We start from the raw sequence: 25,423 nt of genomic DNA on the forward strand, positions 1-25,423 counted from the left end.
TCGATCTTGTACTCGATCCACGTCTCGATGAGCTCGGGCGTGAACACGTTGCCCTTGGTCAGGAACTCGTGGTCGGCACGCAGCGCCTCGAGCGAGTCGAGCAGCGAGTTCGGGACCTGCGGGATGTTCTTGGCCTCCTCGGGGGGAAGCTCGTACAGGTCCTTGTCGACCGGCTCGTGCGGCTCGATGCGGTTCTGGATGCCATCGAGACCGGCCATGAGCTGGGCGGCGAAGGCGAGGTACGGGTTGCCCGAGGCGTCGGGCGCACGGAACTCGATGCGCTTGGCCTTCGGGTTGGTGCCCGTGATCGGGATGCGGATGGCCGCCGAGCGGTTGCCGGCCGAGTAGACCAGGTTGACCGGGGCCTCGTAGCCCTTGACCAGACGCTTGTAGGAGTTCAGCGTCGGGTTGGTGAACGCGAGCAGCGCCGGCGCGTGGGCCAGGATGCCGCCGATGTACCACCGGGCGACGTCCGAGAGCCCGCCGTAGCCGGTCTCGTCGTAGAACAGCGGCTTGCCCTCGAGCCACAGCGACTGGTGGGTGTGCATGCCCGAACCGTTGTCGCCGAAGAGCGGCTTCGGCATGAAGGTCGCGACCTTGCCCCACTCGAGAGCGGTGTTCTTGACGATGTACTTGAACTTCAGGATGTCGTCCGCCGCATGCACCATCGTGTCGAAGCGGTAGTTGATCTCCGCCTGGCCGCCGGTGCCGACCTCGTGGTGGGCACGCTCGAGGATGAGACCGGCCTCGATGAGCTTGAGCGAGATGTCGTCACGCAAGTCGGCCTGCTTGTCGACGGGGGAGACCGGGAAGTAGCCACCCTTGTAGGGGGTCTTGTTCGCGAGGTTTCCGCCCTCTTCGACGCGGCCCGAGTTCCAGGCGCCCTCTTCGGAGTCGACGGCGTAGAAGCTCGAGTTCTGCTTCACCTCGTAGCGCACGTCGTCGAAGATGTAGAACTCCGCCTCGGGGGCGAAGAACGCGGTGTCGGCGATGCCGGTCGAGGCGAGGTACTTCTCCGCCTTCTTGGCGACCTGACGCGGGTCCTTCGCGTAGATCTCACCGTTGCGCGGGTTGTAGATGTCGAAGAGCATGATGAGCGTCTTCGCCTCGCGGAACGGGTCGAGGTAGGCGGTCGACACGTCGGGGATGAGCTGCATGTCGGACTCGTGGATGTTCGCGAAGCCGCGGATCGAGGAGCCGTCGAACAGCTGACCGACCGTGAAGAAGTCCTCATCGACGGTCGCAGCGGGAATGTTGAAGTGCTGCTGGACACCAGGGAGATCCGTGAACCGGATGTCGAGGAACTTGACGTCCTCGTCCTTGATGAACTTCAGCACCTCGGATGAATCACTGAACATGGAGACTCCTGAGGTAGGGCATTCGGGAAGTTCCGCCCGCCACCGGCGGGACGCATCCGAAACTATCGACGGGGCGTTGCCCGGCGATATCTCGGATGTTTCGGGCATGTTACGCGACGCTGTCTAGGCTGTCGGCGTGAGTGATGAGCGGACGACTTCAGCCTATCCGGGTGCGCGCCTCGGACTTCCCGAGACCGGCCGGCTGAGTATCGCGCGGTTCGGTCGACGGCTCGGTGGGTACGCGATCGACGCAGCGCTGTCCGCGCTCATCTCCTTCGCGTTCTTCCGTTACAGCGCGGTCGCGTCGCTCGTCATCTTCGCCCTGCTCCACGTGCTCTTCATCCCGACCATCGGCGGCAGCCCCGGGCACCGGCTCGTGGGCCTGCGGGTCGTGAAGGCGACCGGCGGATGGATCGGTCTCTGGCGCCCGGTCGTGCGCACTGCACTGCTGCTCCTGCTCTTTCCGGCGCTCATCTGGAACGTCGATCACCGGGGTCTGCATGACGTCTTCGCGGGCACGATGACCATCCGCTGGTGATCGGATCATCCGCTGGTGATCGTCACCTGCGGATACGCCTGAGTGCGCCGGTCAGCGCGGGCGCGGTGCCCGCGCCTTGAGCGGGTCGACGCCCTTCGGGATCGGCAGCGACGAGAGCCCCCGCGAGACCGAGTCGAGACGCTTGATGACCGCCGCCTGCGTGCCGCGGTCGATCGCCTTCGGCAGGCGCTTGATGGTCGTGGCGAGCTTCGAGATCGCGACGTCCTCGTCGCCGTGGCCGACGTAGAGCACTGTGACCGGCACACCCGATGCGACGCGCTGGATCTTGGACTTCTCATCGGCGACCAGACGTGTCAGCCGCCCGCGCGAACCCTCGGCGACGATGACGACACCGCCGCGTCCGATCGCGCGGAAGACCGCATCCTGCGAGCGGGGGTTGACACCGACGGGCGACTCGCCGCCCTGCCAGTTGCGTCCGAGCGCCGTGGAGAGCACGTGACCGGACGCGCCCGGCATCCCGTCGATCTTCTGGTACATCGCGCGCGTCGACAGCCGAGTCATGGTCATGAGGGATCCGAGCACACCGAACATGAGACCCGTGACGCCCCAGAGGATGACGCTCCACCCGGCGACGGGCGGGATCAGGAAGCCGACGCCGACACCGATGAGGATGCCGAGCACGATCACGCCCGCGATGAGCCATCCGAGCCACGGGTACACCTCGCGGGTGAACCGGAAGAGCGTCTGGATCTGGGAGAGGAAGCCGGGGCGCTTCTCGGGAGACGTGCTGCGTGCCATGCGGAACAGCCTACCGGCGCGTCGCCTCCTCCCCACCCCGCCGACCGGCATGGTCGTGCCGCGACTCCGCGCGCGGAGCGTGGGCACCGAGTACGGAGGGCGCAGTCTTGCCGCATGTCCCTGCTCGACGACCGTCTCGTGATCCTCCGCCTCGTCGCTCCGCCCCGGGCACCCTGGCCGGGCGCGCTGGCCCGCGACGTTGACGGGGCGACGTTGCATGTGGTCGACACCGCCGTTATCGGCGAGCACTGGCGGGGAGGTGACGAGGACGGCGGGCACGTTCTCGGCCTCCGCGACATCCGGCGGCGTCCCGATGGCCACGACCTCCTCGTCGACGCATGCGACCGTGCGCTGGGCACTGTCGTGGATGCCCTGCCTGTCGGCGACGCGGGCCTCGGTGCCGCCGTGACGATCGCCGTCGGCGTGCTGCGCGGCATCCATGCGGAGCATGTCCGCGGCCATGGTGAGCTGTGCGCGGGATCCTGGTGGGTGACGACGAGCGGCCGCCCGGTGTTCGTGCATTCCGCCGGCGACGGAATGGTGACCGACGGCGCCCACGTCATCGAGCAGCTCGCCGCCATCGGCGGCCCGGGCGGCCTGTGGGCGGATGCCGCGGCTCTGTGCCGCGTCCGGCGTCTCGACGACGAGGACCTTCGCGCGATCGAGGAACGGCTGTTCGCCGCTGCGACACCTGCCGCACTGCCGGACGCCGACACTCCGCTCGCGCGATCAGACCGCGCACAGATCGCACCCGAGGACGACGATCACCGTGCGTCGTGGTGGAGCCCGCTCATCGCCGGTGTCGACGGTGACGTGCGTGGCTGGGCCGGCGCGGTACGCACCGCTCTCGGCCGTGCACGACGACCACGTCACGCGAGTGTCTCGCTCACGGCGCCGCACACGGCCCACGGGTCGCCTCTCACATCAACTGAGGCGCGGCGCGCTCCGCGCGGACGACTTGTCGCCGTCGCCGCGGTGACCGCAGGCGCGGTCGCCGCGCTGGGGCTGCTGTGGCCGCGCGAGGCCCCGACGGCGACGCCGAGCATCCTGACTCCGGCCGATCCGACACCGACCGCCATATCGACCGCTGAGTCGGCGCCGACCTCGCCATCCGCCGCTGCGGCGTCGGTCGGCCCGACCACCGCGGCGGAGGCCGTCGCGGCGCTCCTCGCCCTTCGGCGGGAATGCGGCGATGAGTCCTGCCGCGCCGCCGTCACCGCGAGCGCGGTCGATGTGCCGCCCGGCCCGGTCGATGCATCGGATGCCGTCGTCGAGGTGATCGATGACTACGGGGGAGTGGTCGCTGTGCGCGTCACCGCGGCATCCGTGGCGGGCGTCCAGCTCGTCACCGCCGTCTACGACAGACAACGCTGGCTCTTGCGAAGCGTCGTCGACGCACCGCAAGAGCCAGCGTGAGTGGGGTCAGATGCCGAGGTCGGCCTGGAACGCCGCGGCCTCGAGACGAGCTTTCACCGCTCCGAGGAAGCGCGCAGCGTCGGCCCCGTCGATGACGCGGTGGTCGTACGACAGAGCGAGGAACACGTACGAGCGCACGGCGATCGCGTCGACGCCGCCGACCTTCACGACACCGGGACGCTTGAACACGACACCCGTGCCGAGAATCGCGGACTGCGGCAGGAAGACGACGGGGGTGTCGAACAGCGCTCCGCGCGAACCGGTGTTCGTGAGGGTGAACGTTCCGCCGCCGAGCTCGTCGGGCTTCAGCTTGTTCTCACGGGTGCGGGCCGCCAGGTCCGCGATCTCCGCCGCGATCTGCGCGACGTTCTTCGAGCCCGCGTCGCGCACCACAGGGGTGAGGAGGCCACGCTCGGTGTCGACCGCGATGGAGAGGTTCTCGCTCGCCGGGTAGACGATCTGGTCGCCGTCGACGGTCGCGTTGATGACCGGGAACGCCTGCAGCGCCTCCGCAGCCGCGAGGGCGAAGAAGGGCAGGAAGGAGAGCTTCTGACCTGTCTTGGCCTGGAAATCACCCTTGACGGCGTCGCGGAACGTCGCGAGGTCGGTGACGTCGACCTCGACGACCGTCGTGAGCTGCGCGGTGGCCTGCATCGACGCGACGGCGCGCTCGGCGAGAACCTTGCGCAGACGCGACATCGGCTGGGTGGTGCCGCGCAGCGGCGAGACCTCGAGCGTGGGCGCAGCCGGGGCCACAGCAGCGGCCGCAGGTGCGCTCGTCGCCGACTCGGCGGCCTTGAGCACGTCCTCCTTGCGGATGCGTCCACCGACGCCCGAGCCCTTGACCGTGGCGAGATCGACACCCTGCTGCTGCGCGAGACGACGCACGAGCGGCGTCACGTAGCTGACATCGTCGCCCGAGGCCGCCGCCGCAGGAGCGACAACCGGGGCCGGTGCAGCGACGGGAGCCGCAGCGGCCGGAGCCGCAGCAGCGGGAGCAGGGGCGGGAGCAGCAACAGGAGCCGGCGCGGGAACGGCTGCCGGCGCAGCGGCGGGGGCGGAGGCCCCATCGCCGATGCGGGCGAGCGCGGCGCCTACGGCGACAGTCTCGTCCTCCTGCACCAGGATCTCCTGCAGCACACCGGCGAACGGAGCCGGGATCTCGGTGTCGACCTTGTCGGTCGAGATCTCGAGCAACGGCTCGTCGACCTCGACCGAGTCGCCGACCTGCTTCAGCCAGCGGGTGACGGTGCCTTCGGTCACGCTCTCGCCGAGCTCGGGGAGCACGACCTCCTTGCCGCCGGAGGCGGTCGGGGCGGCAGCGGCCGGAGCAGCAGCGGGGGAAGGCTCCGCCGCGGGGGCCGGGGTCTCCGCGACCGGCGCGGGCTCGGACTCGGCAGCCGGAGCAGCGGTCTCGGGGGCGGGCGCGGCAGAACCGTCACCGATCTTTGCGAGCACGGCACCGACTTCGATCGTGTCGTCCTCCTGAACGAGGATCTCCTCGATTACACCGGCGACGGGCGAGGGGATCTCGGTGTCGACCTTGTCGGTCGAGATCTCCACGAGACCCTCATCGACGGCCACCGTGTCCCCTACTTGCTTGAGCCAGCGGGTGACCGTTCCCTCGGTCACGCTCTCGCCGAGAGCGGGGAGGACCACGGAAGTGCTCATGGGTGTTGCTCCTTCACGAATGCGGTGTGGTGTCTAGCTTAGTGACGCGTCGCTCACGCGACGTGCAGGGGCGAGCCCGCGAGCGCGAGGAACGCCTCGCCGAGAGCCTCGCCCTGAGTGGGGTGTGCGTGCACGAACGGCGCGATGTCCTCGGGGTGGGCCTCCCAGCCCACGACGAGCTGCGCCTCGGTGATGAGTTCGCCGACCCGATCGCCGACGAGATGGACTCCCACGACCGGCCCGTTCAGGCGACGGACGACCTTCGCGACGCCGGACGTGCCGAGGATGGTGCTCTTGGCGTTGCCCGCCAGGTTGTACTCGACGGTGGCGATCGCCTCTGCACCCCAGGTCTCCTTCGCCCGCTCCTCGGTGAGACCGACCGACGCGACCTCCGGGTGCGTGTAGATCACGCGGGGGATCGAGGCATCCGGGATCTGCGGCACCGTGCGTCCGTGGATGCGCTCCGCCACGGCGAGCCCGTGCTGGAACCCGCGGTGGGCGAGCTGCAGCCCGGCGACGACGTCACCCGCCGCCCACACGCCCGGCACCGTGGTGCGCAGCTGGTCGTCGACGACGACGAACCCGCGCTCGAGCGCGACGCCGGCCTGCTCGAGTCCGAGGTCCGCGGTGTGCGGCGCCCGCCCGACAGCGACGAGCACGACGTCACCCTCGAGCACAGTGCCGTCCTCGAGCGTCACGGATGCCGCGTCCGCCGTCTCGGCGACAGTCGCGACGCGTACACCGAGGCGGGTCTGGATGCCCCGACGGCGGAAGGCCCGCTCCAACTGGGCGACAGAGGAGGCGTCCTCGGCGGCGACGAGGTGGTCGAGGGCTTCCACGATCGTGACCTCGGCGCCCAGGCTCCGCCAGGCGCTCGCGAACTCCACACCGATGACGCCCCCGCCGAGGACGATCGCCCGCGCCGGCACGACGTCCGACGACAGTGCGGTCTCGCTGGTCCACACGCGCGGGCCGGGTTCGATGCCCGGCAGCAGACGGGTATGCGATCCCGTCGCGATGACGACATGGGACGCTGCGTACGTGTCGTCGCCGACGGTGACGACGCGGTCGGGCCCGAGCACGCCGTACCCGGCGACGACGGTGATGCCGTGACCCGCGATGAGGCCCTGCAGACCCTTGTGCTTGCCGGCGACGATCTTGTCGCGGAACGCGCGCGCGGCGGAGCCGTCGACGACGACCTCGCCGACCGAGACGCCCGCGGTCGACGCCGCATGTGCGACATCCGCGACCTCGGCCGTGTGCAGCAGCGCCTTCGTCGGCACGCAGCCGCGGTGAAGGCAGGTGCCGCCGAGCTTGTCGGCCTCGACGATGACGACCGACGAGCCGAGCTCGCGGGCACGGATCGCCGCCGCGTAACCGGCGCTGCCGCCGCCGATGACGACGACGTCGACGGTGTGCGCGCTCATGCGCGGGTGCCGATCAGCTCGATGAGGCTCCGCACCGTCGCGGCGGTAGGGCCTTTGTCGGTGAAGCCGTATCCGCCGCCCTTGTTCATGCCGACACCGGCGATGTCGAGGTGCACCCAAGGAATGCGAGGGGCGTCGTCGGCATCCGAGAGACGTCCGACGAAGCGGCGGAGGAAGAGACCCGCGAACAGCGACCCGCCCGCCGGGTCGCCGATCTTCGCGTTCACGAGGTCGGCGATCGGGGAGTCGAGCTCGTCCTCCATGTGGTCGGGGAGCGGCAGCGGCCAGGCCAGCTCGGAGACCCGCTCTGCGGCGGCGAGATAGGCCGCAACGGCGCCCTCCTCACCCATGACGCCGGTGTGGCGGGTGCCGAGTGCGGTGGTGATCGCCCCGGTGAGAGTCGCGACGTCGACGATCAGGTCGGGGTTCTCGCGGCTCGCCGCGACGAGGCCGTCCGCGAGCACGAGGCGACCCTCGGCATCGGTGTTCAGCACCTCGACGGTCTGGCCGTCGGCGATGCGCAGAACGTCGCCCGGACGCGTGGCGCTGCCGGAGGGCATGTTGTCAGCAATGCAGAGCCACGCGGTCACGCGCACCGGAACCGCGAGACGCGCGGCCGCACGGGCCACGGCGAGCACTGTCGCGGCTCCGCACATGTCGTACTTCATGCCGACCATGGACCCGGCCGGCTTCAGCGAGAGACCGCCGGTGTCGAAGGTGATGCCCTTGCCGACGAGGGCGACGTGCCCCGTCGCGTCGGCGGGGGAGTAGTCCACCCTCACGAGGCGCGGCGGGCGCACCGAGCCCTGTCCGACGCCGAGGATGCCGCCGAAGCCGCCCGCCCGCAGTGCGTCCTCGTCCCAGACGGTCACCTCGACGGGGAGCCCCTCGACGGCGGCGCGCGCCGCATCGGCGAGATCGGCGGGGCCGAGCCACTCGGCCGGCGTCGTGACGAGGTCCTTGACGAGAGCGGATGCCTCGCCCACCGCCGCGGCGAAGGCGGCATCGTCATCCGTGCCCGGGGCCGCGATGAGCACACGGTTCGCGCGGACTCGCCCCGGCGCGTTCTTCTTGTAGCCGTCGAAGCGGTATCCCCCGAGGGTCGCGCCTTCGGCGATCGCGCGGGCGTGCGCGGCGGTGCCGCCGAGCGGCACGATCGCGACCGTCTCGAATCCGATGAGGGTGCGAATGCCGGCGCCGGCCGCGAAACGGGATGCCGCGGCATCCGCGCCGTCGCCGACCGCGACGACCGCGGCGGGGAGCGAGACGAGTTCCGGCACGCTCACCCGGGTGACGGCGCCTGCGCTGCGCGAGGCGCCGACGGCGTCGGCCGCGGCGCGCACAGACGTGCTCGCATCGTCGGCGGGATCACCCCAGGGAAGGAGGAACAGCACCGCGTCCGCGGCGATCTCGGTGGTCGGCTGGTCGGTGAACTCGAGAACGGGGTACGGCATGACTTCATCCTAGGTACGCCCAGGGCGAAGCGTCCGGCCCACCCCCTCGTCCGGCTCCTAGCATGGAGTCATGCCCTTCGACGCTCCTCTGTACGACGCCGCGGACGACGCGCCGGAGGTGCCGCACGGCCTTCCGCTCGTGATCGCGTTCACCGGTTTCACCGATGCGGGATCGGCGGCATCGCAGGTCATCGACCACCTGCGCGAGGCGGGGGACCTGCAGACCGTGCTGCGCTTCGAGAACGACGTGCTGCTCGACTATCGCGCCCGCAGGCCGATCGTCGTGTTCGACGAGGACCACCTGTCCGACTACCGTCCGCCGCGGCTCGAACTGTCGCTCGGACGCGACACCCTCGGACAGCGATTCCTGCTGCTGTCGGGATACGAGCCGGACTTCGCCTGGGAGGCTTTCGCGTCCTCCGTCACCGAGGCTGCGCACGCCCTCGGCGTCTCGGGCGTGACGTGGGTGCACGCGATCCCCATGCCCGTGCCGCACACGCGGCCCCTCGGCGCGACCGTGTCGGGCACCCGACCAGACCTGACGGCGGCGCATTCGGTGTGGAAGCCCCGCACGCAGGTACCCGCCACCATCGGACACCTGCTCGAGTACCGCTTCGCCGAGGCAGGAGCGAAGATCGCGGGGTTCGTGCTGCTCGTACCTCACTACCTCGGCGACGCCGAGTACCCCGCCACCGCCATCGCCGCCTTCGACAGCATCACGCTCGCCACGGGTCTCGTGTTCGACGTCGAGTCCCTCCGGCAGGAGAACGAGGCGTTCGTCGCAAAGGTCGCCGAGCAGATCGAGCAGAGTGACGAGCTCGGCACCATGCTGTCAGGCCTCGAGGAGCGCTACGACGCCTATATGGCGGGAGCGACGCAGGCCACTCCGCTGATCCACCAGGGCGATCTGCCGAGCGCCGACGAGCTCGCCGCCGAGCTCGAGCGCTTCCTCGCGTCACGCCCGGGCGACGACGACCGGCGCGCCGGCCCGTTCTCTTGAGCGGGGAATGCGCCTGAGCGCACCGATGTTGCCACAGGGGAGACCGCGAGGCGAGGACGCCGACGCGGGTATGAGACAATGAGGGACCGACCCGTTGTCGATCCGGTTGCGAACAGCACTGGACTTGACAAGGGTCTTACCTCTGTCCGAGGGAGGGAACGCCCTCGGTGAAAGGCGAAACGTGACTCCAGCCACCAAGACCGGAACCCGATCGCGCGCGACCACGAAGGCTGCGGACGCCGCCGACGAGACGGCCGTCGTCGACGAGACGGATGCCGCGGCGACGGAGCCCGCGACGAAGACCCGCGCGACGGCGAAGCCCGCAGCGAAGAAGGCCGCGCCCGCGAAGAAGGCGCCTGAGAAGAAGTCGACCGCGAAGCCGAAGGACGACGAGTTCGACGAGGACGAGGACGAGGACGACGTCGAGATCGACGAGGAGCTCGACGACTCCGCCGATGACGGCGACGAGTCGGACGACAGCGACGGCGACGACACGCCCACGGCGAAGAAGAAGACGGATGCCGCGGCATCCGACGACGCCGACGACGATGCGGAAGACGACGACGAGAAGAAGCCCGCGTTCAGCGAGCCGCTTCCGACGGGCGCGATCGTCATCTCGTCGAGCGACGAGGACGACGTCCCGGTCTACTCGACGCAGATCACCGGCGCGACAGCCGACCCGGTCAAGGACTACCTGAAGCAGATCGGCAAGGTGCCGCTGCTGAACGCGGCCGAAGAGGTCGAGCTCGCGATGCGCATCGAGGCGGGTCTGTTCGCCGAGGAGAAGCTCTCGGGCATGTCGGCCGCCGACAAGGCCGGCCAGACGGGCCTCGACCTGCAGTGGGTCGCCCGTGACGGTCAGCGCGCGAAGAGCCACCTGTTGGGCGCGAACCTGCGTCTGGTCGTGTCGCTCGCGAAGCGCTACACCGGGCGCGGCATGCAGTTCCTGGACCTCATCCAGGAGGGCAACCTGGGCCTCATCCGCGCAGTCGAGAAGTTCGACTACACCAAGGGCTTCAAGTTCTCGACGTATGCGACGTGGTGGATCCGTCAGGCGATCACCCGAGCGATGGCCGATCAGGCGCGCACGATCCGCATCCCCGTTCACATGGTCGAGGTCATCAACAAGCTCGCCCGCGTGCAGCGGCAGATGCTGCAGGACCTCGGACGCGAACCCACGCCCGAGGAGCTGAGCCGCGAGCTCGACATGACCCCCGAGAAGGTCATCGAGGTGCAGAAGTACGGCCGTGAGCCGATCTCGCTGCACACGCCGCTCGGTGAGGACGGCGACAGCGAATTCGGCGATCTGATCGAGGACACCGAGGCTGTGGTCCCGGCCGACGCGGTGGGCTTCACCATGCTGCAGCGTCAGCTCGAGTCGCTCCTCGACTCGCTCAGCGAGCGCGAGGCGGGCGTGATCCGCATGCGGTTCGGTCTCGGCGACGGCCAGCCGAAGACGCTCGACCAGATCGGCGACACGTTCGGCGTCACGCGCGAGCGCATCCGTCAGATCGAGTCGAAGACGATGGCGAAGCTGCGTCATCCGTCGCGGTCGCAGTCGCTGCGCGACTACCTCGAGTGAGCCGCGCATGACGTTCCGCGCGAAGTACGTCCCCGCGGTCGCCGTCGGCAAGCTCGCCCGATTCGCCACGCGCCTGCGCGGCGGCGGATCGGCGTTCCCGGGGTACGTCGCCAACCGGCTCGCGCCCACGCTGCTGTCGAGCATCGCTGCGCAGTTCCCGGCGGGCGTCGTGTTCGTGCTGGGGTCGAACGGCAAGACCACGACGACGCACATGATCAGCGAGGTGTTGCGGGCGCACGGTCTGCGGGTGTTCACGAACCCCACCGGCGCGAACCTGCCGCAGGGCGTCACGAGCGCGTTCCTCGCGGATGCGACCCTGTTCGGTCGGGTGCGGGCTGATGTCGCGGTGCTGGAGGTCGACGAGGGCTATGCGGCCGACCTTGCCGACATCCTCTCGCCGCGGGTGATCGTGGCGCTGAACGTGCAGGTCGACCAGCTGTACCGGTTCTACGAGACCGAGCGGGTCGCCGACATGATGCTGGATGCCGCGACCCGCGCGAGCGTGCGCGTGGTGACCAACCGCGATGATCCGTACCTCAGCAAGATCGACCCGTCGACGCTGCGCGCGCCGGTGTCGTTCTTCGGCGCCTCGGATGAGGTCGTCGCCGCGTCGGCTCACGGTCTGAACAACGCCGCCGACACCCGCAGCGGAACCGCGCAGGCGATCCGCCACGAGGCGGAGAGCGAGGTCACCGCTGTCTCCGGACGCGAGGTCGAGATCTCCCTCGAGGGGCGGAGCATCCCGGTCCGCCTTCCCGCGCGCGGCCTGCACTACGCGGTCGATGCGGCGGCGGCGGTCAGCGCCGCCCGTCACGTGCTCGGCGACGCCTTCCGGCCCGAGGCCGCGCAGGCCGGCTTCGCCGCGATGGCCCCGGCCTACGGACGCGGCGAGGTCATTCCGCTGCGTCGCGATCCGGCGGGCGAGCTGGTGGAGTTCGTGATGTTCAAGAACGGCCCGAGCCTGCAGCTGAACATCGACGCGCTCGACGGCACACCCGAGCGGCTGCTATTCGCGATCGATGAGGGCACGCCCGACATCTCCTGGCTGTACGACGTCGATCTCTCGGCCTTCGACCACGTCGATGTGATCACGGGGGAGAAGGCCCACCAGATCGCCACGCGCTTCGCCTACGCCGGAATCCCGATCGGGGTCGTCGAACCCGACCTCGAGAAGGCCGTCGAGATCATGCGGTCGTTCCCGGTGACGGCGTCCGGCCGTCAGAACTGGTTCGTCAACTACGAGCTCATGATGATCGGACGTCGCGTGCTCGGTCACGGAGACCAGGAGATCGCCCGCCGATGACTCTGCGCCTCATCCAGCTCTATCCGACCCTGCTCGGCATCTCCGGCGACGCCGGAAACGTCGAGGTGCTCGCGACCCGCGCGCGTCTCGCCGGGCTCGAGGTCGAGGTCGTCACCGTCGAACCCGGCGACACCGCGCCGGGCGAGGCCGACCTGATCGTCATCGGCAACGGACCGCTCTCCGCGATCCGCACCGTCGAATCCGACCTGCGTGCCCGCGCCGACTGGCTGCGCACCGAGGTCGAGAACGGTTGCCCCGTGCTCGCCGTCGGCGGCGGTGCGGAGCTGCTCGCCGAGCAGATCACCCTCACGGACGGCTCCCGTCTCGACGGGCTCGGCCTCGTTCCGGCGCGGGTCGCCCGCACGCGAGAGCGTCGTGTCGGTTACGTCGTCGCTGACACGGCCGACGGACGGCTCGTCGGCTTCGAGGACCATGCCTCGCTGTGGTCGCTCGATGACCCCGCCCTCGCGTACGGAACGGTGATCGCGGGCAGCGGCGGCGTCGACGGCGGCCACGAGACGGTGCGCGCCGGCAGCGTCGTCGCAACGAACCTGCAGGGCCCGGTGCTTCCGCTGAACCCCTGGCTCGCCGACCTGCTGCTCACCGCAGCGACAGCCCGTCGCGCCCTCACGTACTCGACCGGCGACGCGCACGCCGCGATCGACGCCCATGCCGACGCCGCGCGTGCCGAGATCGAGCGCCTGGCCACCGGCAAGCGGTTCACGGCCATCCAGCTGCGATAGGCCATGACCGACGATGCTGCTCCCGTCGCCCGCATCAGCGTGGCGGCGATCGTCGCGAACGTCCGAGGGGCCGCGGCGTCCGCCCCGCTCGTCGATCTTCGCCACGACGCCTACGGCCACGGGGTCACGGCTGTCTCGACGGCGCTGCTGGGGGAGACCGACGCACTTCTCCTAGTCGACGACGCGTCGGCCATCGGCGGCCGTGTCGTGCGCACGGGCGATCCGTCCCTGAGCCCGGCGGCGACGTACGGCTGGGTCGAGGGTGAGCCGGCGATGACCCTCGTCGGCACGGTGCTCAGCACGAAGCGGCTACGGGCCGGCGAAGGCGTGTCGTACGGTTACCGGTTCCGCGCCCCCGCGGATACGCGGGTCGCTCTGGTGACGGGCGGCTACGCACAGGGAGTCGTGCGCGGCGCGGGGGGCGCGGCATCCGTCTTCATCGAGGGGGCACGGCATCCGATCGTCGGGCGGGTCGCCATGGATGTCTGCGTCATCGACATCGGTGACGCCGATGTGGCGCGCGGCGCCGAAGCGACCTTCTTCGGTCGAGGCGGCGACACCGTCGCGCGCTGGGCCGCAGCGACAGGACTCCGGTCGTCGGAGATCGTCACCGCCGTCGGTCTCCACACGCAACGCGAGGTGCAATCGTGACTGCCGTGCTGCGGATCTCCCGCGCTGCCCTCGCCGCCAACATCGATGTGCTGCGCGCCCGCGTTTCCCCGGCCGAACTGATGCTCGTGGTCAAGGACGATGCGTACGGACACGGTCTCGACAACGTGATCCCCACCGCCCTCGAGGCCGGAATCACCTGGATCGGCGCGTTCGACCTGCCGACCGCTCTACGCGTGCGCGCCCTGGCGGGAGACTCGGTGCGGGTCTTCGCCTGGATGGTCGCCGGCGATGCGTCCCTCCACACGGCGATCGACGCGGGGATCGACCTCGGTGTCGGTGACCCGGCGCTGCTCGAGGACGTCGTCCGACTCGCCGCCGCGCACGGCACGACGGCGCGGGTTCACCTGAAGATCGACACGGGCCTGCACCGCAACGGCATCCGACCCGAGGAGTGGACCGATGCCGTCGCCCGCACCGCGGCGGCCTCGGCGGCCGGGGCGCTGAGCCTGGAGGGTGTCTGGAGCCATCTCGCCGAGGCGTCCAATGGCGAAGATGACGCGGCACGCGCCCGCTTCGACGAGGCTCTCGCGGTCGTGCACGACGCCGGCCTGACGCCACCGCGCGCCCACCTCGCCGCGAGCGCCGCGGCATTCCAGCGCCCCGAGTTCCGCTACGACATGGTGCGCATCGGAGCGTTCAGCTACGGGATCCGGCCAGCCGGCGGCCCCGGTGAGCACGAACTCGGGATCGCGCCGGTGGCTTCCCTCGACGCCGACGTCATCGAGGTTCGCGGCGGAATCGCGGTACTCGGAGTCGGAGCGCTGGATGGCCTGCCGTCCACCCTCGGCGGACGAACGGTGGCGCGGAGCCCCGCAGGGCTGGTCGCCGTCCGGAGCGTCGACGACCTCACGACGTCCGTCGACGCCTGGCCGCACGCCGCCGTCGGGGGGACTGTTCGGATCTACGGGGTGGGAGCACCCAGCGCCACCGACCTGGCGGAAGCGATCGACACGATCGGCGAGGAAATCGCGGTGCGGCTGTCGCCCCTCATCGAGCGTCGCGCCGAGGACGACGTCAGGACTCGATGAGGCGAGCAGTCTCGTCGTGCCACGAGGTGGCGACGGAGCGGAGCTTGGCCTCGTACTTGCGGCCGTGGTGGGCGCAGAACAGGAGCTGCGTGCCGTTCACCTCGGCGGCGATGTAGGCCTGCGCACCGCAGGAGTCGCAGCGGTCGACGGCGGTGAGACGGTAGTCGAGAACGGCATTGCCCTCGGTGGGGGTCGACGTGTAGGTCATGATGACTGCCTCCTCGATGCGTCTGCCCGACGCCCGGTGGCGCCGAAGTCCTCACATACAAGCACGCCGATGTTTCGGGTATGCCGCGAACGCGTCACATTTCGCTCAACGCGTACGGCGGCCCCCGTACCCCGTGTCTGTGCCAGGCGACGTCGGTACCCGCGCATACGCTTGGAGATTGTGACCGCCGAGTACTCCGCCCACCACCTCCAGGTCCTCGAGGGACTCGAGGCCGTGCGCAAGCGTCCCGGCATGTACATCGGCTCTACTGACTCCCGCGGACTCATGCACTGCCTGTGGGAGATCATCGACAACGCGGTCGACGAAGCGCTCGGCGGGTTCGGCGAACGCATCGACGTCACCCTGCGTCCCGACGGGAGCGTCGAGGTCGGCGACCGTGCCCGCGGCATCCCGGTCGACATCGAACCGCGCACCGGGCTCACGGGCGTCGAGGTCGTGTTCACGAAGCTGCACGCCGGCGGCAAGTTCGGCGGCGGGTCCTACGCGGCATCCGGTGGTCTGCACGGTGTGGGCGCCTCGGTCGTCAACGCGCTGTCGGAGCGACTCGACGTGGAGGTCGATCGCGACGGCAAGACGTACGCGCTGTCCTTCCGTCGGGGCGAGCCCGGCGTCTTCGCCGACAGCGGTGAACCGCGACCCGACGCCCCCTTCACCCCGTACGACGAGCGCAGCGAGCTGCGGGTCATCGGCAAGGTCGCGAAGGGCGTGACCGGCACGCGGGTGCGCTACTGGGCCGACCGTCAGATCTTCACCCGCGATGCGACGTTCCACCTCGACGAGCTCGAGCAGCGGGCGCGGCAGACCGCGTTCCTCGTGCCGGGGCTCCACATCGCGATCGGCGATGCCCGCGGTGAGACACCGGTCACCACCGACTTCCACTTCGACGGGGGCATCTCCGAGTTCGCCGACTTCCTCGCGCCCGACAGCGGCGTGACCGACACGTGGCGCCTGACCGGTGCCGGCGACTTCACCGAGACCGTACCCGTGTTGCAGGCATCGGGCGCGATGGTTCCCACCGAGGTGACGCGCACGTGCGAGGTCGACATCGCGCTGCGCTGGGGAACCGGATACGAGACGGTCAGCCGTTCGTTCGTGAACATCATCGCCACCCCCAAGGGCGGCACCCACCAACAGGGCTTCGAGCAGGGCCTCATGAAGGTGCTGCGCACCCAGGTCGAGCAGAACGCCCGCCGGCTGAAGGTCGGCACCGACAAGATCGAGAAGGACGACATCCTCGCGGGCCTCACTGCGGTGCTCACCGTCCGTCTTCCCGAGCCCCAGTTCGAGGGCCAGACGAAGGAGGTGCTGGGCACGCCCGCGGTGCGCCAGATCGTCACCTCCGTGGTCTCACGTACCCTCGGCGAGCGGTTCTCGTCGACCAAGCGCGACGACAAGGCCCAGACCGCGCTTCTGCTCGACAAGGTGGTCGCCGAGATGAAGGCGCGCATCTCCGCGCGCGCCCACAAGGAGACCCAGCGCCGCAAGAACGCGCTCGAGTCGTCGTCGCTGCCCGCGAAGCTCGTCGACTGCCGCACGAACGACGTCGCCGCCTCCGAACTGTTCATCGTCGAGGGCAACTCGGCCCTCGGCACCGCGAAGGAGGCGCGCACCAGCGAGTACCAGGCACTGCTTCCCATCCGCGGGAAGATCCTGAACACGCAGAAGGCATCGATCAGCGACATGCTCTCGAACGCCGAGTGCGCTTCGATCATCCAGGTTATCGGCGCGGGCTCGGGGCGCTCGTTCGATCTCGAGCAGGCGCGCTATGGCAAGGTCATCCTCATGAGCGACGCCGACGTCGACGGCGCGCACATCCGCACGCTGCTGCTCACCCTGTTCTTCCGCTACATGCGTCCGCTCGTCGAGGCGGGCCGCGTCTACGCCGCTGTTCCTCCGCTGCATCGGGTGATCGTCGTGAACCCCGGCTCGAAGCCGAACGAGACGATCTACACCTACTCCGAGCAGGAGCTGCACGCCCTGCTCGCGAAGCTGCAGAAGGCGGGTCGCCGCTGGCAGGAGCCCATCCAGCGCTACAAGGGGCTCGGCGAGATGGACGCCGAGCAGCTCGCGACCACCACGATGGACCGCGCCGGGCGCACCCTGCGTCGGGTGACCTTCTCCGACGCGGAGGCCGCGGCCACCGTCTTCGAGCTGCTCATGGGCAACGAGGTCGCACCGCGCCGCGAGTTCATCGTGACCTCGAGCGACCGACTGGCGCGCGACCGCATCGACGCCTGACCGGCGACACGCTCGGAGTCTCGCCGCCGGCACGTCTTACGGCGGCCCGAATCTCGAGTGGACGCCGCACCTCGCCCGGCTACGCGAGGGCGGTGCCGACGGCGCCGATGACGGCATCGATCGTCTGGCCCGAGGCATCCCGTTTCGCCCCGGAGGCCGGCAGCGCCCGCGTCGAGCCGTCCGCACCCACGGCGCGCGGCTCGACGCCGACCCAGGCGAGCGTCAGGGCGTCCTCGCCACGCAGGAACCGCTGCGCGCGAACACCGCCGGTGGCGCGACCCTTGGGCGGGAACTCCGCGAACGCCGACACCTTGCCGCTGCCCGCGTCTGCCCCGGCCAGCACGGAGGAGCTTCCCGCGACGGTCACGACCTCGGCGGCGTCCGGATCGGTCACGACGGCCACGTGGATGACCTCGGCGCCGTCGGACAGACGGATGCCCGCCATGCCACCCGCGGCGCGACCCTGTGGTCGCACGGCCGACGCCTCGAACCTCAGGAGCTGGGCGTCGCTCGCGACGAACACGATTTCGGCTTCGTCGGGCGCGACGGCCGCTCCGACGACCTCGTCGCTGGGTTTCAGAGCGATGATCTCGGCGTCGTGCTTGCCCGGGGCGAGTTCGGTGGCCGACACACGCTTCACGACTCCCTGACGGGTGCCGAGCGCGATCGGCGGCTCCGCGACGAGAGGCACGAGGGCGACGACGTGCTCGCCCTTCTCCAGCGCCAGGTACTGGTCGACGCGGGTGCCGACGGCGAGCTGCACGGAGTTGGCGGGCACCGACGGAAGGTCGACGGGGGAGAGCCGCACGAGCCGCCCGCGCGTCGTCACCGCACCGATCTCGCCCCGCACCGTGGTCGTCACCACCGAGCGCACCGCGTCGTGCTTCGACCGGCGCGCAGGCGGCACGATCGAGCCGTCTTCGCCGAGCTCCGCACGCACCATGCGGCCGGTGGCCGACAGGTAGACGCGGCACGGGTCGTCGGCGATCTCCAGGCTCGGCGCGGTCGCACGCGACGCGGTACGCGCGGTGACCGGAGAGCCGTTCATGAGCAGCGTGCGCCGCGGCGTGCCGTACTGCTCGGCGACGTGCTCGAGCTCGCTCGCCACCGCCGCGCGCAGCAGCACGTCACTGCCGAGCAGCTCCTCGAGGCTCGCGATCTCAGCCTTCAGCTCGTCGCGCTCCGACTCCAGCTCGATGCGCGAGAACCGTGTAAGCCGGCGCAGCCGCAGTTCGAGGATGTACTCCGCCTGCACCTCGGACAGGTCGAACACCGTCATCAGCCGGCCTCGCGCGGACTCCGAGTCATCCGAGGTGCGGATCACCTGGATGACCTCGTCGATGTCGAGGATCGCGATGAGCAAGCCCTCAACGAGGTGCAGCCGGTCCCGGCGCTTGGCAAGACGGTATTCGCTGCGCCGCGTGATGACGCGCAGGCGATGATCGAGGTAGACCCGCAGCAGCGGCTTGAGGCCGAGCGTCTGCGGCTGGCCGTCGACGAGGGCCACGTTGTTGATGCCGAACGAGTCCTCGAGGGGCGTGAGCCGGTAGAGCTGCTCGAGCACAGCGGTCGGCTTGAAGCCGGTCTTGATGCCGATCACGATGCGCAGCGGGTGCTCACGGTCGGTCAGGTCGGTGACATCGGAGATGCCGGTCAGCTTCTTCGCGTTGACGGCGTCCTTGATCTTCTCGATGACGCGCTCAGGGCCGACCATGTACGGGAGCTCGGTGACGATGAGGCCGGTGCGGCGCGGGCCGAGCTGTTCGACCGTGACCTTGCCTCTCGTGCGGAACGTGCCGCGGCCGGTCGTGTAGGCGTCCTTGATGCCGTCGAGCCCGACGATGATCCCGCCCGACGGAAGGTCGGGGCCCGGGACGAACTCCATCAGCTCCTCAACGGATGCCTCGGGGTTCTCGAGCAGATGCACCGCGGCGGCCACGACCTCGATGAGGTTGTGGGGCGCCATGTTCGTCGCCATGCCGACGGCGATGCCTGCGGCGCCGTTGACGAGGAGGTTCGGGAAGGCAGCCGGCAGCACCTCGGGCTGTTGGAACTGCCCGTCGTAGTTCGGCACGAAATCGACGACGTCCTCGTCGAGGTCGGCGGTGAGGGCGAGTGCCGACGGCGCGAGCCGCGCCTCCGTGTAGCGCGGGGCGGCGGGACCGTCGTCAAGGGAGCCGAAGTTGCCGTGGCCGTCGACGAGCGGCACGCGCAGCGTGAAGGGCTGCGCGAGTCGCACGAGTGCGTCGTAGATCGGCGCGTCGCCGTGAGGGTGCAGCTTTCCCATGACCTCACCGACGACGCGGGCACTCTTGACGTGGCCTCGGTCGGGGCGCAGCCCCATGTCGGCCATCTGGAAGAGGATGCGGCGCTGCACGGGCTTCAGCCCGTCGCGCGCATCGGGGAGCGCCCGGGAGTAGATGACCGAATAGGCGTACTCCAGGAAGGAGCCTTGCATCTCGGTCGACAGGTCGACGTCGTCGATGCGCTCCTCTGCGGGCGGCGTGGAGGGGTTTCGGGTGCTGGCCATGACGTTCTGCCTCGTGTCGCGGGGCGGGGCGTGCGCGTGTGCGAGACTGACCCCGATGCGCTCCAGCCTACCGACCGACCCCGCCGGAGCCCGGAGCCTCACCGGCGTCGTGTCGAACGCGTTGCGGGCGATCCGCGGCGAGGAGGGCTGGTTCCGTCCGGCGCCGAGCGTGATCGTGCTCCTCGTCGACGGGCTCGGCGCGCTCAACCTGCGCCAGCGTGCAGGGCACGCTCGATTCCTCGCGGAGGCGATGGGCAAGAAGGATGTCGCACGGTCGGTCTTCCCGTCGACGACCGCGGCCGCTCTCGCCTCCCTCTGGACGGGAGTCACGCCGGGGGAGCACGGCATCCTCGGATACCGCGTGCGGGTGCCCGACACCGGCATCGTCGCCAACCAGCTCAATGGCTGGGAGCGCGGCGAGCTCGACACCGAATCCTGGCCGCTGGCGCGCTCGCTCACCACGACACTCCGTGCACGCGAGCGTCTCGTGGTCTGCTCGCGTCCGGAGTACGCGACATCCGGCTTCACGACCGCGATGTTCCCGCACGGCATCCATCGCGACGCCGCCGGCCTCGACGACCGCGTCGAGAAGGCGATCGAGGCCGCCGCCGTGCCCGGAACCCTCGTCTACCTCTACGCACCCGAACTCGACACCGCCGGTCACCGCGCCGGATGGGAGTCCGATGAGTGGGCGGCGGTGCTCGAACAGATCGACCGAGCCGCGAGGCGGCTTCACACGGCATCCGATGCCGGCATCGTGGTCACCGCCGACCATGGCATGGTCGATGTGCCGGCGCACCGCCAGATCATCGTCGACGACGCGGCGCTGCGCGATGACGTGACGGATGTCGCGGGCGAGCCCCGCATGCTGCACCTTTACGCGCGCGAACGGTCTGCCGCGCGACTGGTCGAGGCGTGGCGCGCGGCGGAGGGGGAGCGAGCCTGGGTGCTGAGCCGCGACGAGGCGATCGACGCCGGACTCTTCGGTGCCCGCGTCGCTCCCGAGGCGGCGAAACGCATCGGAGACGTGATCGTCGCCGCGCGCAGCGGTGTCGCGTACTACGACGGGCGCACCGACGACATCAGCAGTCGCCGCATGGTCGGACAGCACGGATCACTCACCGAGCAGGAGCGCATCGTCCCGCTCATCGGGCTGGCCGCCTGGAGCTGAGGTCAGCTCTCGTCGGTGCGGGCGCCGAAGACGATCTCATCCCACGACGGCATCGAAGTGCGACCTTTGCGCCGCTGCGCATCGCTCCCGCCGGGTGGGCTCGTCGGCAGTGCGGGCGTCTCCACGGGCGCCGGAGCCTCGTCGTACCCCGGCTCGACCGCGTCGAACAGGGCGACCGGTGCGGCCGCGCCGCGGGGGACCTCGGCGATGACATCGGGCGCGTCGGGCCGCTGGCCTCGACGACGACGCAGCGCCTCGAGGAGGTCGGCCGTCTCGGATGAGGTGACGGATGCCTCGGGCGCCCGCTTGATCGCCGCGTGCTGAACGGCGGGGCTCGACTGCGGTGGCGCGACAGGAGTGTGGTCGAGCGGCTCGACCTCGTGCGCATCCTCCGGCTCGAGGTCCGGGAGTGCGCGAGGTCCGAATGCGCCGCTGTCGAACCGTGAATCGTCCTTGATGCCCGGGATCTCGAGCGCGCGCAACCGCGGAATCAGACCGTCCGGCAGAGACCCCTGACGTGAGAGCTGTGTCGCATCGGCGTTGATCGGGGAGAGCACGGAACGTTTCGGATCGAAACTCCAGCGCGCGTCCCGCTCGACCTCGGTGATCGAGAACGAGAGCTTCACCGTCCAGCCGCTGTCGTCCTTCCAGCTGGACCACCGCTCGCCCACGGCGTGCGCCTCCACCAGCTTCGCGCGGACCGCGTCGCCGAAGGTGGTCGGTGTGTCGGAGTCGAAGTCGCTCGTGAGCAGCACCGGAACGGAGAGCGCCTGCCCGACGACGAACTCACGCTCTGCGAGCACCGGTGCCTCGAAACGCACCACATCGTCGACGGAGAGGCCGAGCACCGCGGCGGTCTCCTCGGCGGACAGCCCGGCACGGATCTGCGCCTGGATGTCACGGGGGCTTGCCTTCGTGCGGGATCCGGCGCTGGAACGGTCGGCGCGACGCAACTGGGTGCGCAGCACCTCGTCCACCGGGACACCGAAGCGCTCACCCGTCTCCGTGGCGAGCACCAGCACATCATCCTCGACGCCGATGACTCTGAGCTTTTCCATGCGGGACACGCCTCCGATCTGCCGTGTTCCGCCATGGTTCCACACCGCGACCGGACCGCTCGGAATATCGCCCGCGTGGCGGGCGTTTCGACGATGCACGCCTCAGCGGAACGCATTTGCGTTTGTGTTCCGCGTCATGCAAACTATCGCCGCCGCGCGCCGCGCGGCACGCAGCATCTGGAAGTAGAGACACGGACGAATGGCCACGGATTACGACGCCCCGCGCAAGACCGACGACGACAGCGAGTCGATCGAGGCCCTCAAGGAGCGTGTGCCGGACAAGCTCTCCGGCTCGGGCGATTCCGAAGACACCGACAACCCGTCGGGCTTCGAGCTCCCGGGCGCGGACCTCTCCGACCTCGAGCTCGACGTCGTCGTGCTCCCGCCCCAGGAGGACGAGTTCACGTGCGTGAGCTGCTTCTTGGTGAAGCACCGCTCGCAGCTCGACCACGAAGAGGGCATCGGCCCTATCTGCGCGGAGTGCGCCGCGTGAGCTGAGCGGCCGCGACGGCGGCCGCGAGACGATCCGGCGTGCGGGACGCGATGACCCACGCCGGCGTCGGATCGTCCGGATCCACGACCGGGAACACGACCACGGCATCGATCCCGCCACGAAACAGGTGCCAGGCGTCACGGGGCAGACCCGGACCCCGCACGCGCCGCGCCTCTTCGCCGGTGAACACCACCGCATCGCCGAGATGAATGACGTCGATGCGAGCGCGCCCGGCATGGAGCACGCCGTCGGCGACTCGAACGCTCGGCGACGCCGCGAGCAGCAGAGCGACGATGAGGCATCCGACGATCACGCCGACCGCGAGCGAGAACGTCGCGTCGATCGGCACGACCACGAGCGCCGCCATGGGTGCACAGACCGCGGAGGCGACGAGCGCCCACAGTGACGGCGAGAGCCGCTCACGGTACGAACCGGATGCGACGCTCCTCGAGAGCTGGGTGATCTGCATTAGCCTCTTTGCGTGACCGAAAGCGTTGACGTCCCCATTATCGCGCCGACGATCCCGCAGTACGCCCACCCGGGCGACGCCGGCGCAGATCTCGTCGCCGCGGAGGCGGTCATCCTCGGCCCGGGCGAGCGCGCCCTCGTCGGCACCGGTGTGCGCATCGCGCTGCCCGACGGTTACGCCGCGTTCGTCGTCCCGCGCAGCGGGCTGGCGGCGAAGCACGGCATCACCGTCGTGAATGCACCGGGCACGGTCGATGCGGGCTACCGCGGTGAGATCAAGGTCACCCTGTTGAACACCGACCTTCACGCGACGTACGAGGTCGCCGTCGGCGACCGCATCGCGCAGCTCATCGTCCTGCCCGTTCCGCGTGCGCGCTTCGTGCCGGTCGACGAGCTGCCCGGCAGTGTGCGCGGCGAAGGCGGATTCGGTTCGACGGGCTATCAGAGCACGGAAGGAGCTCCCTCGTGAGCGACATCGTCCCCTCCTTCGGCGACAAGTCCGCCCCCGACACCCGCGCGGAGGCCGGGCCCTACGACGAGAGCGAGGCGAACCCGGTTCGCCCCTACATCGACCTCGGCGCGATCAAGGTGCTCCCGCGCGAAGGTCTGAACCTGCGCCTCGAGGTCGAGGAGCAGTCGAAGCAGATCGTCGCCGTGGGACTGGACTACGCCGACTCGACGCTGCAGGTGCAGGCCTTCGCCGCCCCGCGCAGCGGTGGGCTCTGGGATGAGACCCGCGCCCAGCTGCTCGAGCAGGTGCGGCAGCAGGGCGGCCGGGCGGAAGAGCGTGAGGGCGCCCTCGGCACCGAGCTCCTCGCCGAGGTGCCCACCGCGGTCGACGGCGGCGCGCCGATCAAACGACTGGCCCGCTTCGTCGGAGTCGACGGCCCGCGCTGGTTCCTGCGCGGTGTCATCGGCGGCGCCGCGGCCAACGACCCGATCGCCGCCGAGCGGGTCGAGGATCTCTTCCGATCCCTCGTCATCGTGCGCGGCAGCCAGCCCATGCCGCCGCGCGACCTCATCCCGCTGAAGATGCCGGTCGCGCCGGGCGCCGCGTGAGCGTCGAACCCCCCGCCCCCGACGAGGCCCGTCCGTCCACGTCGGACGCACTGGCCCGCGCCCTCGGATCCGCCGCGCGCCGCGCCGGGCTCGATCCGTCCGCGCAGACCAGTGCCCGACACGTCGCGTGGGCGGCGATGGGCGGCTGGCGCGGCATCATCGAGTCCGTCCTTCCGAGCCTGGTCTTCGTGGTGCTGTTCACCGTCACCCTCGACAGCGGCACCGGCCGCGGCGACCTCCTTCTCTCCCTCGGCGCGTCGGTCGGGCTCGCGGCGGTGTTCTCGGTGGTGAGGCTCGTCCAGCGCTCGCCCGCGAGCGCCGCCCTGGGCGGACTCGTGGCGACGGCCGCCGCGGCCGCGCTCGCGCTCCTCACCGGGCGCGGTCAGGACAACTTCATCCTCGGCTTCGTCACGAACGGCGCCTACGGCCTCGCCCTCCTCGTCTCGGCGCTCGTCGGCTGGCCGCTGATCGGTCTGGCGGTCGGATGGCTCATGGGGGATGCCACGGGCTGGCGCCGCGATCGTCGAAAGCGCCGCGCGTTCGTCTGGATCACGCTGGCGTGGGCAACCCTCTTCGCCGTCCGCCTCGCCGTGCAACTGCCGTTCTACTTCGCCGGCGACGTCCCGGCGCTCGGCACCCTGAAGATCGCCATGGGACTTCCGCTGTTCGCGCCGCTGGTGGTGGTGACGTGGCTCGTGGCACGCGCCCTCTATCCGACCGCGCGGCGCGCCGCGGCATCCGATGCCGAATCAGGTCAGGAGTGATACTTTTATCTTGATATCAAGATAAATTCCGTCTTCCACCTGAGTTAGGCAAGCCTTGCTAGCCACCCCCGGAACCGGGCGGGAAGATGGGAACGGCGGCGCTCACTGCCGCCCGAATGCCGACGAAGGAGACGATCGTGTCCACGGTTGACAGCTTCGGTGCCAAGAGCACCCTGACGGTCGGCAGCACCGACTACGAGATCTTCCGCATCGACGCGGTCGCGGGCTACGACAAGCTCCCGTTCAGTCTCAAGGTGCTGCTGGAGAACCTGCTCCGCACGGAAGACGGCGCGAACGTCACCAAGGAGCAGATCGAGGCGCTTGGCTCCTGGGACCCGCAAGCCGAGCCCGACACCGAGATCCAGTTCACTCCCGCCCGCGTGGTCATGCAGGACTTCACGGGCGTGCCCTGCATCGTCGACCTCGCCACCATGCGCGAGGCCGTGACCGCCCTCGGCGGCG

General features: G+C 70.0%; 23 protein-coding genes and 1 pseudogene. 15 read left to right on the top strand and 9 right to left on the bottom strand.

Going from position 1 to position 25,423, the window contains the following annotated elements:
- Window positions 1-1,358 (bottom strand): type I glutamate--ammonia ligase (gene glnA / locus ASG00_RS09180; RefSeq protein ID WP_056208834.1); only part of this gene is annotated, 1,358 nt, incomplete at its 3' end.
- Between the two features lie 136 nt (window positions 1,359-1,494).
- Between glnA and ASG00_RS09185 the strand changes: the two genes are divergently transcribed.
- Window positions 1,495-1,896 (top strand): RDD family protein, encoded by a 402-nt coding sequence (locus ASG00_RS09185; RefSeq protein ID WP_056208835.1) that lies wholly within the window; start codon window positions 1,495-1,497, stop codon window positions 1,894-1,896.
- Between the two features lie 51 nt (window positions 1,897-1,947).
- On the opposite strand, the gene ASG00_RS09190 is transcribed toward ASG00_RS09185, so the two are convergent.
- Window positions 1,948-2,655 carry a DUF4191 domain-containing protein gene (locus ASG00_RS09190; RefSeq protein ID WP_056208838.1) on the bottom strand — a complete coding sequence of 236 codons (708 nt, stop codon included), beginning with the start codon at window positions 2,653-2,655 and terminating at the stop codon, window positions 1,948-1,950.
- A 114-nt stretch (window positions 2,656-2,769) separates the two neighbouring features.
- Here ASG00_RS09190 and ASG00_RS09195 point away from each other — a divergent pair, with 114 nt between their 5' ends.
- On the top strand, window positions 2,770-4,071 hold the full coding sequence (locus tag ASG00_RS09195) for a hypothetical protein (RefSeq protein ID WP_056208841.1): 1,302 nt from the start codon (window positions 2,770-2,772) through the stop codon (window positions 4,069-4,071).
- A 6-nt stretch (window positions 4,072-4,077) separates the two neighbouring features.
- On the opposite strand, the gene sucB is transcribed toward ASG00_RS09195, so the two are convergent.
- The 3 genes from sucB to ASG00_RS09210 are packed head-to-tail and all read right to left on the bottom strand — an operon-like array spanning window position 4,078 to window position 8,623.
- On the bottom strand, window positions 4,078-5,742 hold the full coding sequence (gene sucB, locus ASG00_RS09200; RefSeq protein ID WP_056208845.1) for a 2-oxoglutarate dehydrogenase, E2 component, dihydrolipoamide succinyltransferase: 1,665 nt from the start codon (window positions 5,740-5,742) through the stop codon (window positions 4,078-4,080).
- Window positions 5,743-5,795: 53 nt separating this feature from the next.
- Window positions 5,796-7,169 carry a dihydrolipoyl dehydrogenase gene (gene lpdA, locus ASG00_RS09205; protein WP_056208848.1) on the bottom strand — a complete coding sequence of 458 codons (1,374 nt, stop codon included), beginning with the start codon at window positions 7,167-7,169 and terminating at the stop codon, window positions 5,796-5,798.
- Window positions 7,166-8,623, bottom strand: coding sequence for a leucyl aminopeptidase (locus ASG00_RS09210; RefSeq protein ID WP_056208851.1), 1,458 nt, complete (start codon window positions 8,621-8,623; stop codon window positions 7,166-7,168). The genes lpdA and ASG00_RS09210 overlap by 4 nt, the downstream gene beginning before the upstream one ends.
- Before the next feature lie 70 nt (window positions 8,624-8,693).
- On the opposite strand from ASG00_RS09210, the gene ASG00_RS09215 reads away from it, so the two are divergent.
- The 6 genes from ASG00_RS09215 (at window position 8,694) to ASG00_RS09240 (ending at window position 14,951) form a co-directional block, all read left to right on the top strand.
- Window positions 8,694-9,623 (top strand): proteasome assembly chaperone family protein, encoded by a 930-nt coding sequence (locus ASG00_RS09215; protein WP_045248033.1) that lies wholly within the window; start codon window positions 8,694-8,696, stop codon window positions 9,621-9,623.
- Window positions 9,624-9,804: 181 nt separating this feature from the next.
- Window positions 9,805-11,205: an RNA polymerase sigma factor gene (locus ASG00_RS09220; protein ID WP_056208854.1), complete on the top strand. Its 1,401-nt coding sequence runs from the start codon at window positions 9,805-9,807 to the stop codon at window positions 11,203-11,205.
- A gap of 7 nt (window positions 11,206-11,212) precedes the next feature.
- Entirely contained in the window at window positions 11,213-12,508 is a 1,296-nt protein-coding gene (locus ASG00_RS09225; protein WP_056208857.1) for a MurT ligase domain-containing protein, read from the top strand.
- Window positions 12,505-13,251, top strand: coding sequence for a type 1 glutamine amidotransferase (locus ASG00_RS09230; protein WP_056208860.1), 747 nt, complete (start codon window positions 12,505-12,507; stop codon window positions 13,249-13,251). Before ASG00_RS09225 ends, ASG00_RS09230 begins: the two co-directional genes overlap by 4 nt.
- Window positions 13,252-13,254: 3 nt before the next feature.
- Entirely contained in the window at window positions 13,255-13,902 is a 648-nt protein-coding gene (locus tag ASG00_RS09235) for an alanine racemase (protein ID WP_056208864.1), read from the top strand.
- Complete coding sequence (locus tag ASG00_RS09240) at window positions 13,899-14,951, top strand: alanine racemase (RefSeq protein ID WP_056208867.1); 1,053 nt, start codon at window positions 13,899-13,901, stop codon at window positions 14,949-14,951. The genes ASG00_RS09235 and ASG00_RS09240 overlap by 4 nt, the downstream gene beginning before the upstream one ends.
- Here the strand turns inward: ASG00_RS09240 and ASG00_RS09245 are convergent.
- Window positions 14,938-15,159, bottom strand: coding sequence for a DUF7455 domain-containing protein (locus ASG00_RS09245; protein ID WP_045248038.1), 222 nt, complete (start codon window positions 15,157-15,159; stop codon window positions 14,938-14,940). The genes ASG00_RS09240 and ASG00_RS09245 overlap by 14 nt on opposite strands.
- Before the next feature lie 180 nt (window positions 15,160-15,339).
- On the opposite strand from ASG00_RS09245, the gene ASG00_RS09250 reads away from it, so the two are divergent.
- Window positions 15,340-17,418 (top strand): DNA gyrase/topoisomerase IV subunit B, encoded by a 2,079-nt coding sequence (locus ASG00_RS09250; RefSeq protein ID WP_416361452.1) that lies wholly within the window; start codon window positions 15,340-15,342, stop codon window positions 17,416-17,418.
- Window positions 17,419-17,497: 79 nt separating this feature from the next.
- Here ASG00_RS09250 and ASG00_RS09255 read toward each other — a convergent pair whose 3' ends face one another.
- Entirely contained in the window at window positions 17,498-19,948 is a 2,451-nt protein-coding gene (locus tag ASG00_RS09255; RefSeq protein ID WP_056208870.1) for a DNA gyrase/topoisomerase IV subunit A, read from the bottom strand.
- A 55-nt stretch (window positions 19,949-20,003) separates the two neighbouring features.
- On the opposite strand from ASG00_RS09255, the gene ASG00_RS09260 reads away from it, so the two are divergent.
- On the top strand, window positions 20,004-21,119 hold the full coding sequence (locus tag ASG00_RS09260; protein ID WP_056209209.1) for an alkaline phosphatase family protein: 1,116 nt from the start codon (window positions 20,004-20,006) through the stop codon (window positions 21,117-21,119).
- A 2-nt stretch (window positions 21,120-21,121) separates the two neighbouring features.
- Here ASG00_RS09260 and sepH read toward each other — a convergent pair whose 3' ends face one another.
- Window positions 21,122-22,177 carry a septation protein SepH gene (sepH, locus tag ASG00_RS09265; RefSeq protein ID WP_045248041.1) on the bottom strand — a complete coding sequence of 352 codons (1,056 nt, stop codon included), beginning with the start codon at window positions 22,175-22,177 and terminating at the stop codon, window positions 21,122-21,124.
- A 199-nt stretch (window positions 22,178-22,376) separates the two neighbouring features.
- On the opposite strand from sepH, the gene ASG00_RS09270 reads away from it, so the two are divergent.
- Entirely contained in the window at window positions 22,377-22,670 is a 294-nt protein-coding gene (locus tag ASG00_RS09270; protein ID WP_045248042.1) for a DUF4193 domain-containing protein, read from the top strand.
- On the opposite strand, the gene ASG00_RS09275 is transcribed toward ASG00_RS09270, so the two are convergent.
- Window positions 22,645-23,139: a DUF3093 family protein gene (locus tag ASG00_RS09275; RefSeq protein WP_045248043.1), complete on the bottom strand. Its 495-nt coding sequence runs from the start codon at window positions 23,137-23,139 to the stop codon at window positions 22,645-22,647. The two genes, ASG00_RS09270 and ASG00_RS09275, sit on opposite strands and share 26 nt — an antisense overlap.
- A gap of 12 nt (window positions 23,140-23,151) precedes the next feature.
- Here ASG00_RS09275 and dut point away from each other — a divergent pair, with 12 nt between their 5' ends.
- From dut to acnA, 4 genes and pseudogenes are all read left to right on the top strand, one after another.
- Entirely contained in the window at window positions 23,152-23,607 is a 456-nt protein-coding gene (gene dut, locus ASG00_RS09280) for a dUTP diphosphatase (RefSeq protein WP_056208872.1), read from the top strand.
- A complete protein-coding gene (locus ASG00_RS09285) occupies window positions 23,604-24,197 on the top strand; it encodes a DUF3710 domain-containing protein (RefSeq protein WP_082483178.1) in 594 nt (197 codons plus the stop codon). The genes dut and ASG00_RS09285 overlap by 4 nt, the downstream gene beginning before the upstream one ends.
- Complete coding sequence (locus ASG00_RS09290) at window positions 24,194-24,961, top strand: DUF3159 domain-containing protein (RefSeq protein ID WP_045248046.1); 768 nt, start codon at window positions 24,194-24,196, stop codon at window positions 24,959-24,961. Before ASG00_RS09285 ends, ASG00_RS09290 begins: the two co-directional genes overlap by 4 nt.
- Before the next feature lie 137 nt (window positions 24,962-25,098).
- Window positions 25,099-25,423, top strand: a pseudogene (gene acnA, locus ASG00_RS17910) (aconitate hydratase); the annotation flags it as partial.

The organism is Microbacterium sp. Leaf351 (assembly GCF_001423825.1).
Lineage (GTDB): Bacteria > Actinomycetota > Actinomycetes > Actinomycetales > Microbacteriaceae > Microbacterium > Microbacterium ginsengisoli.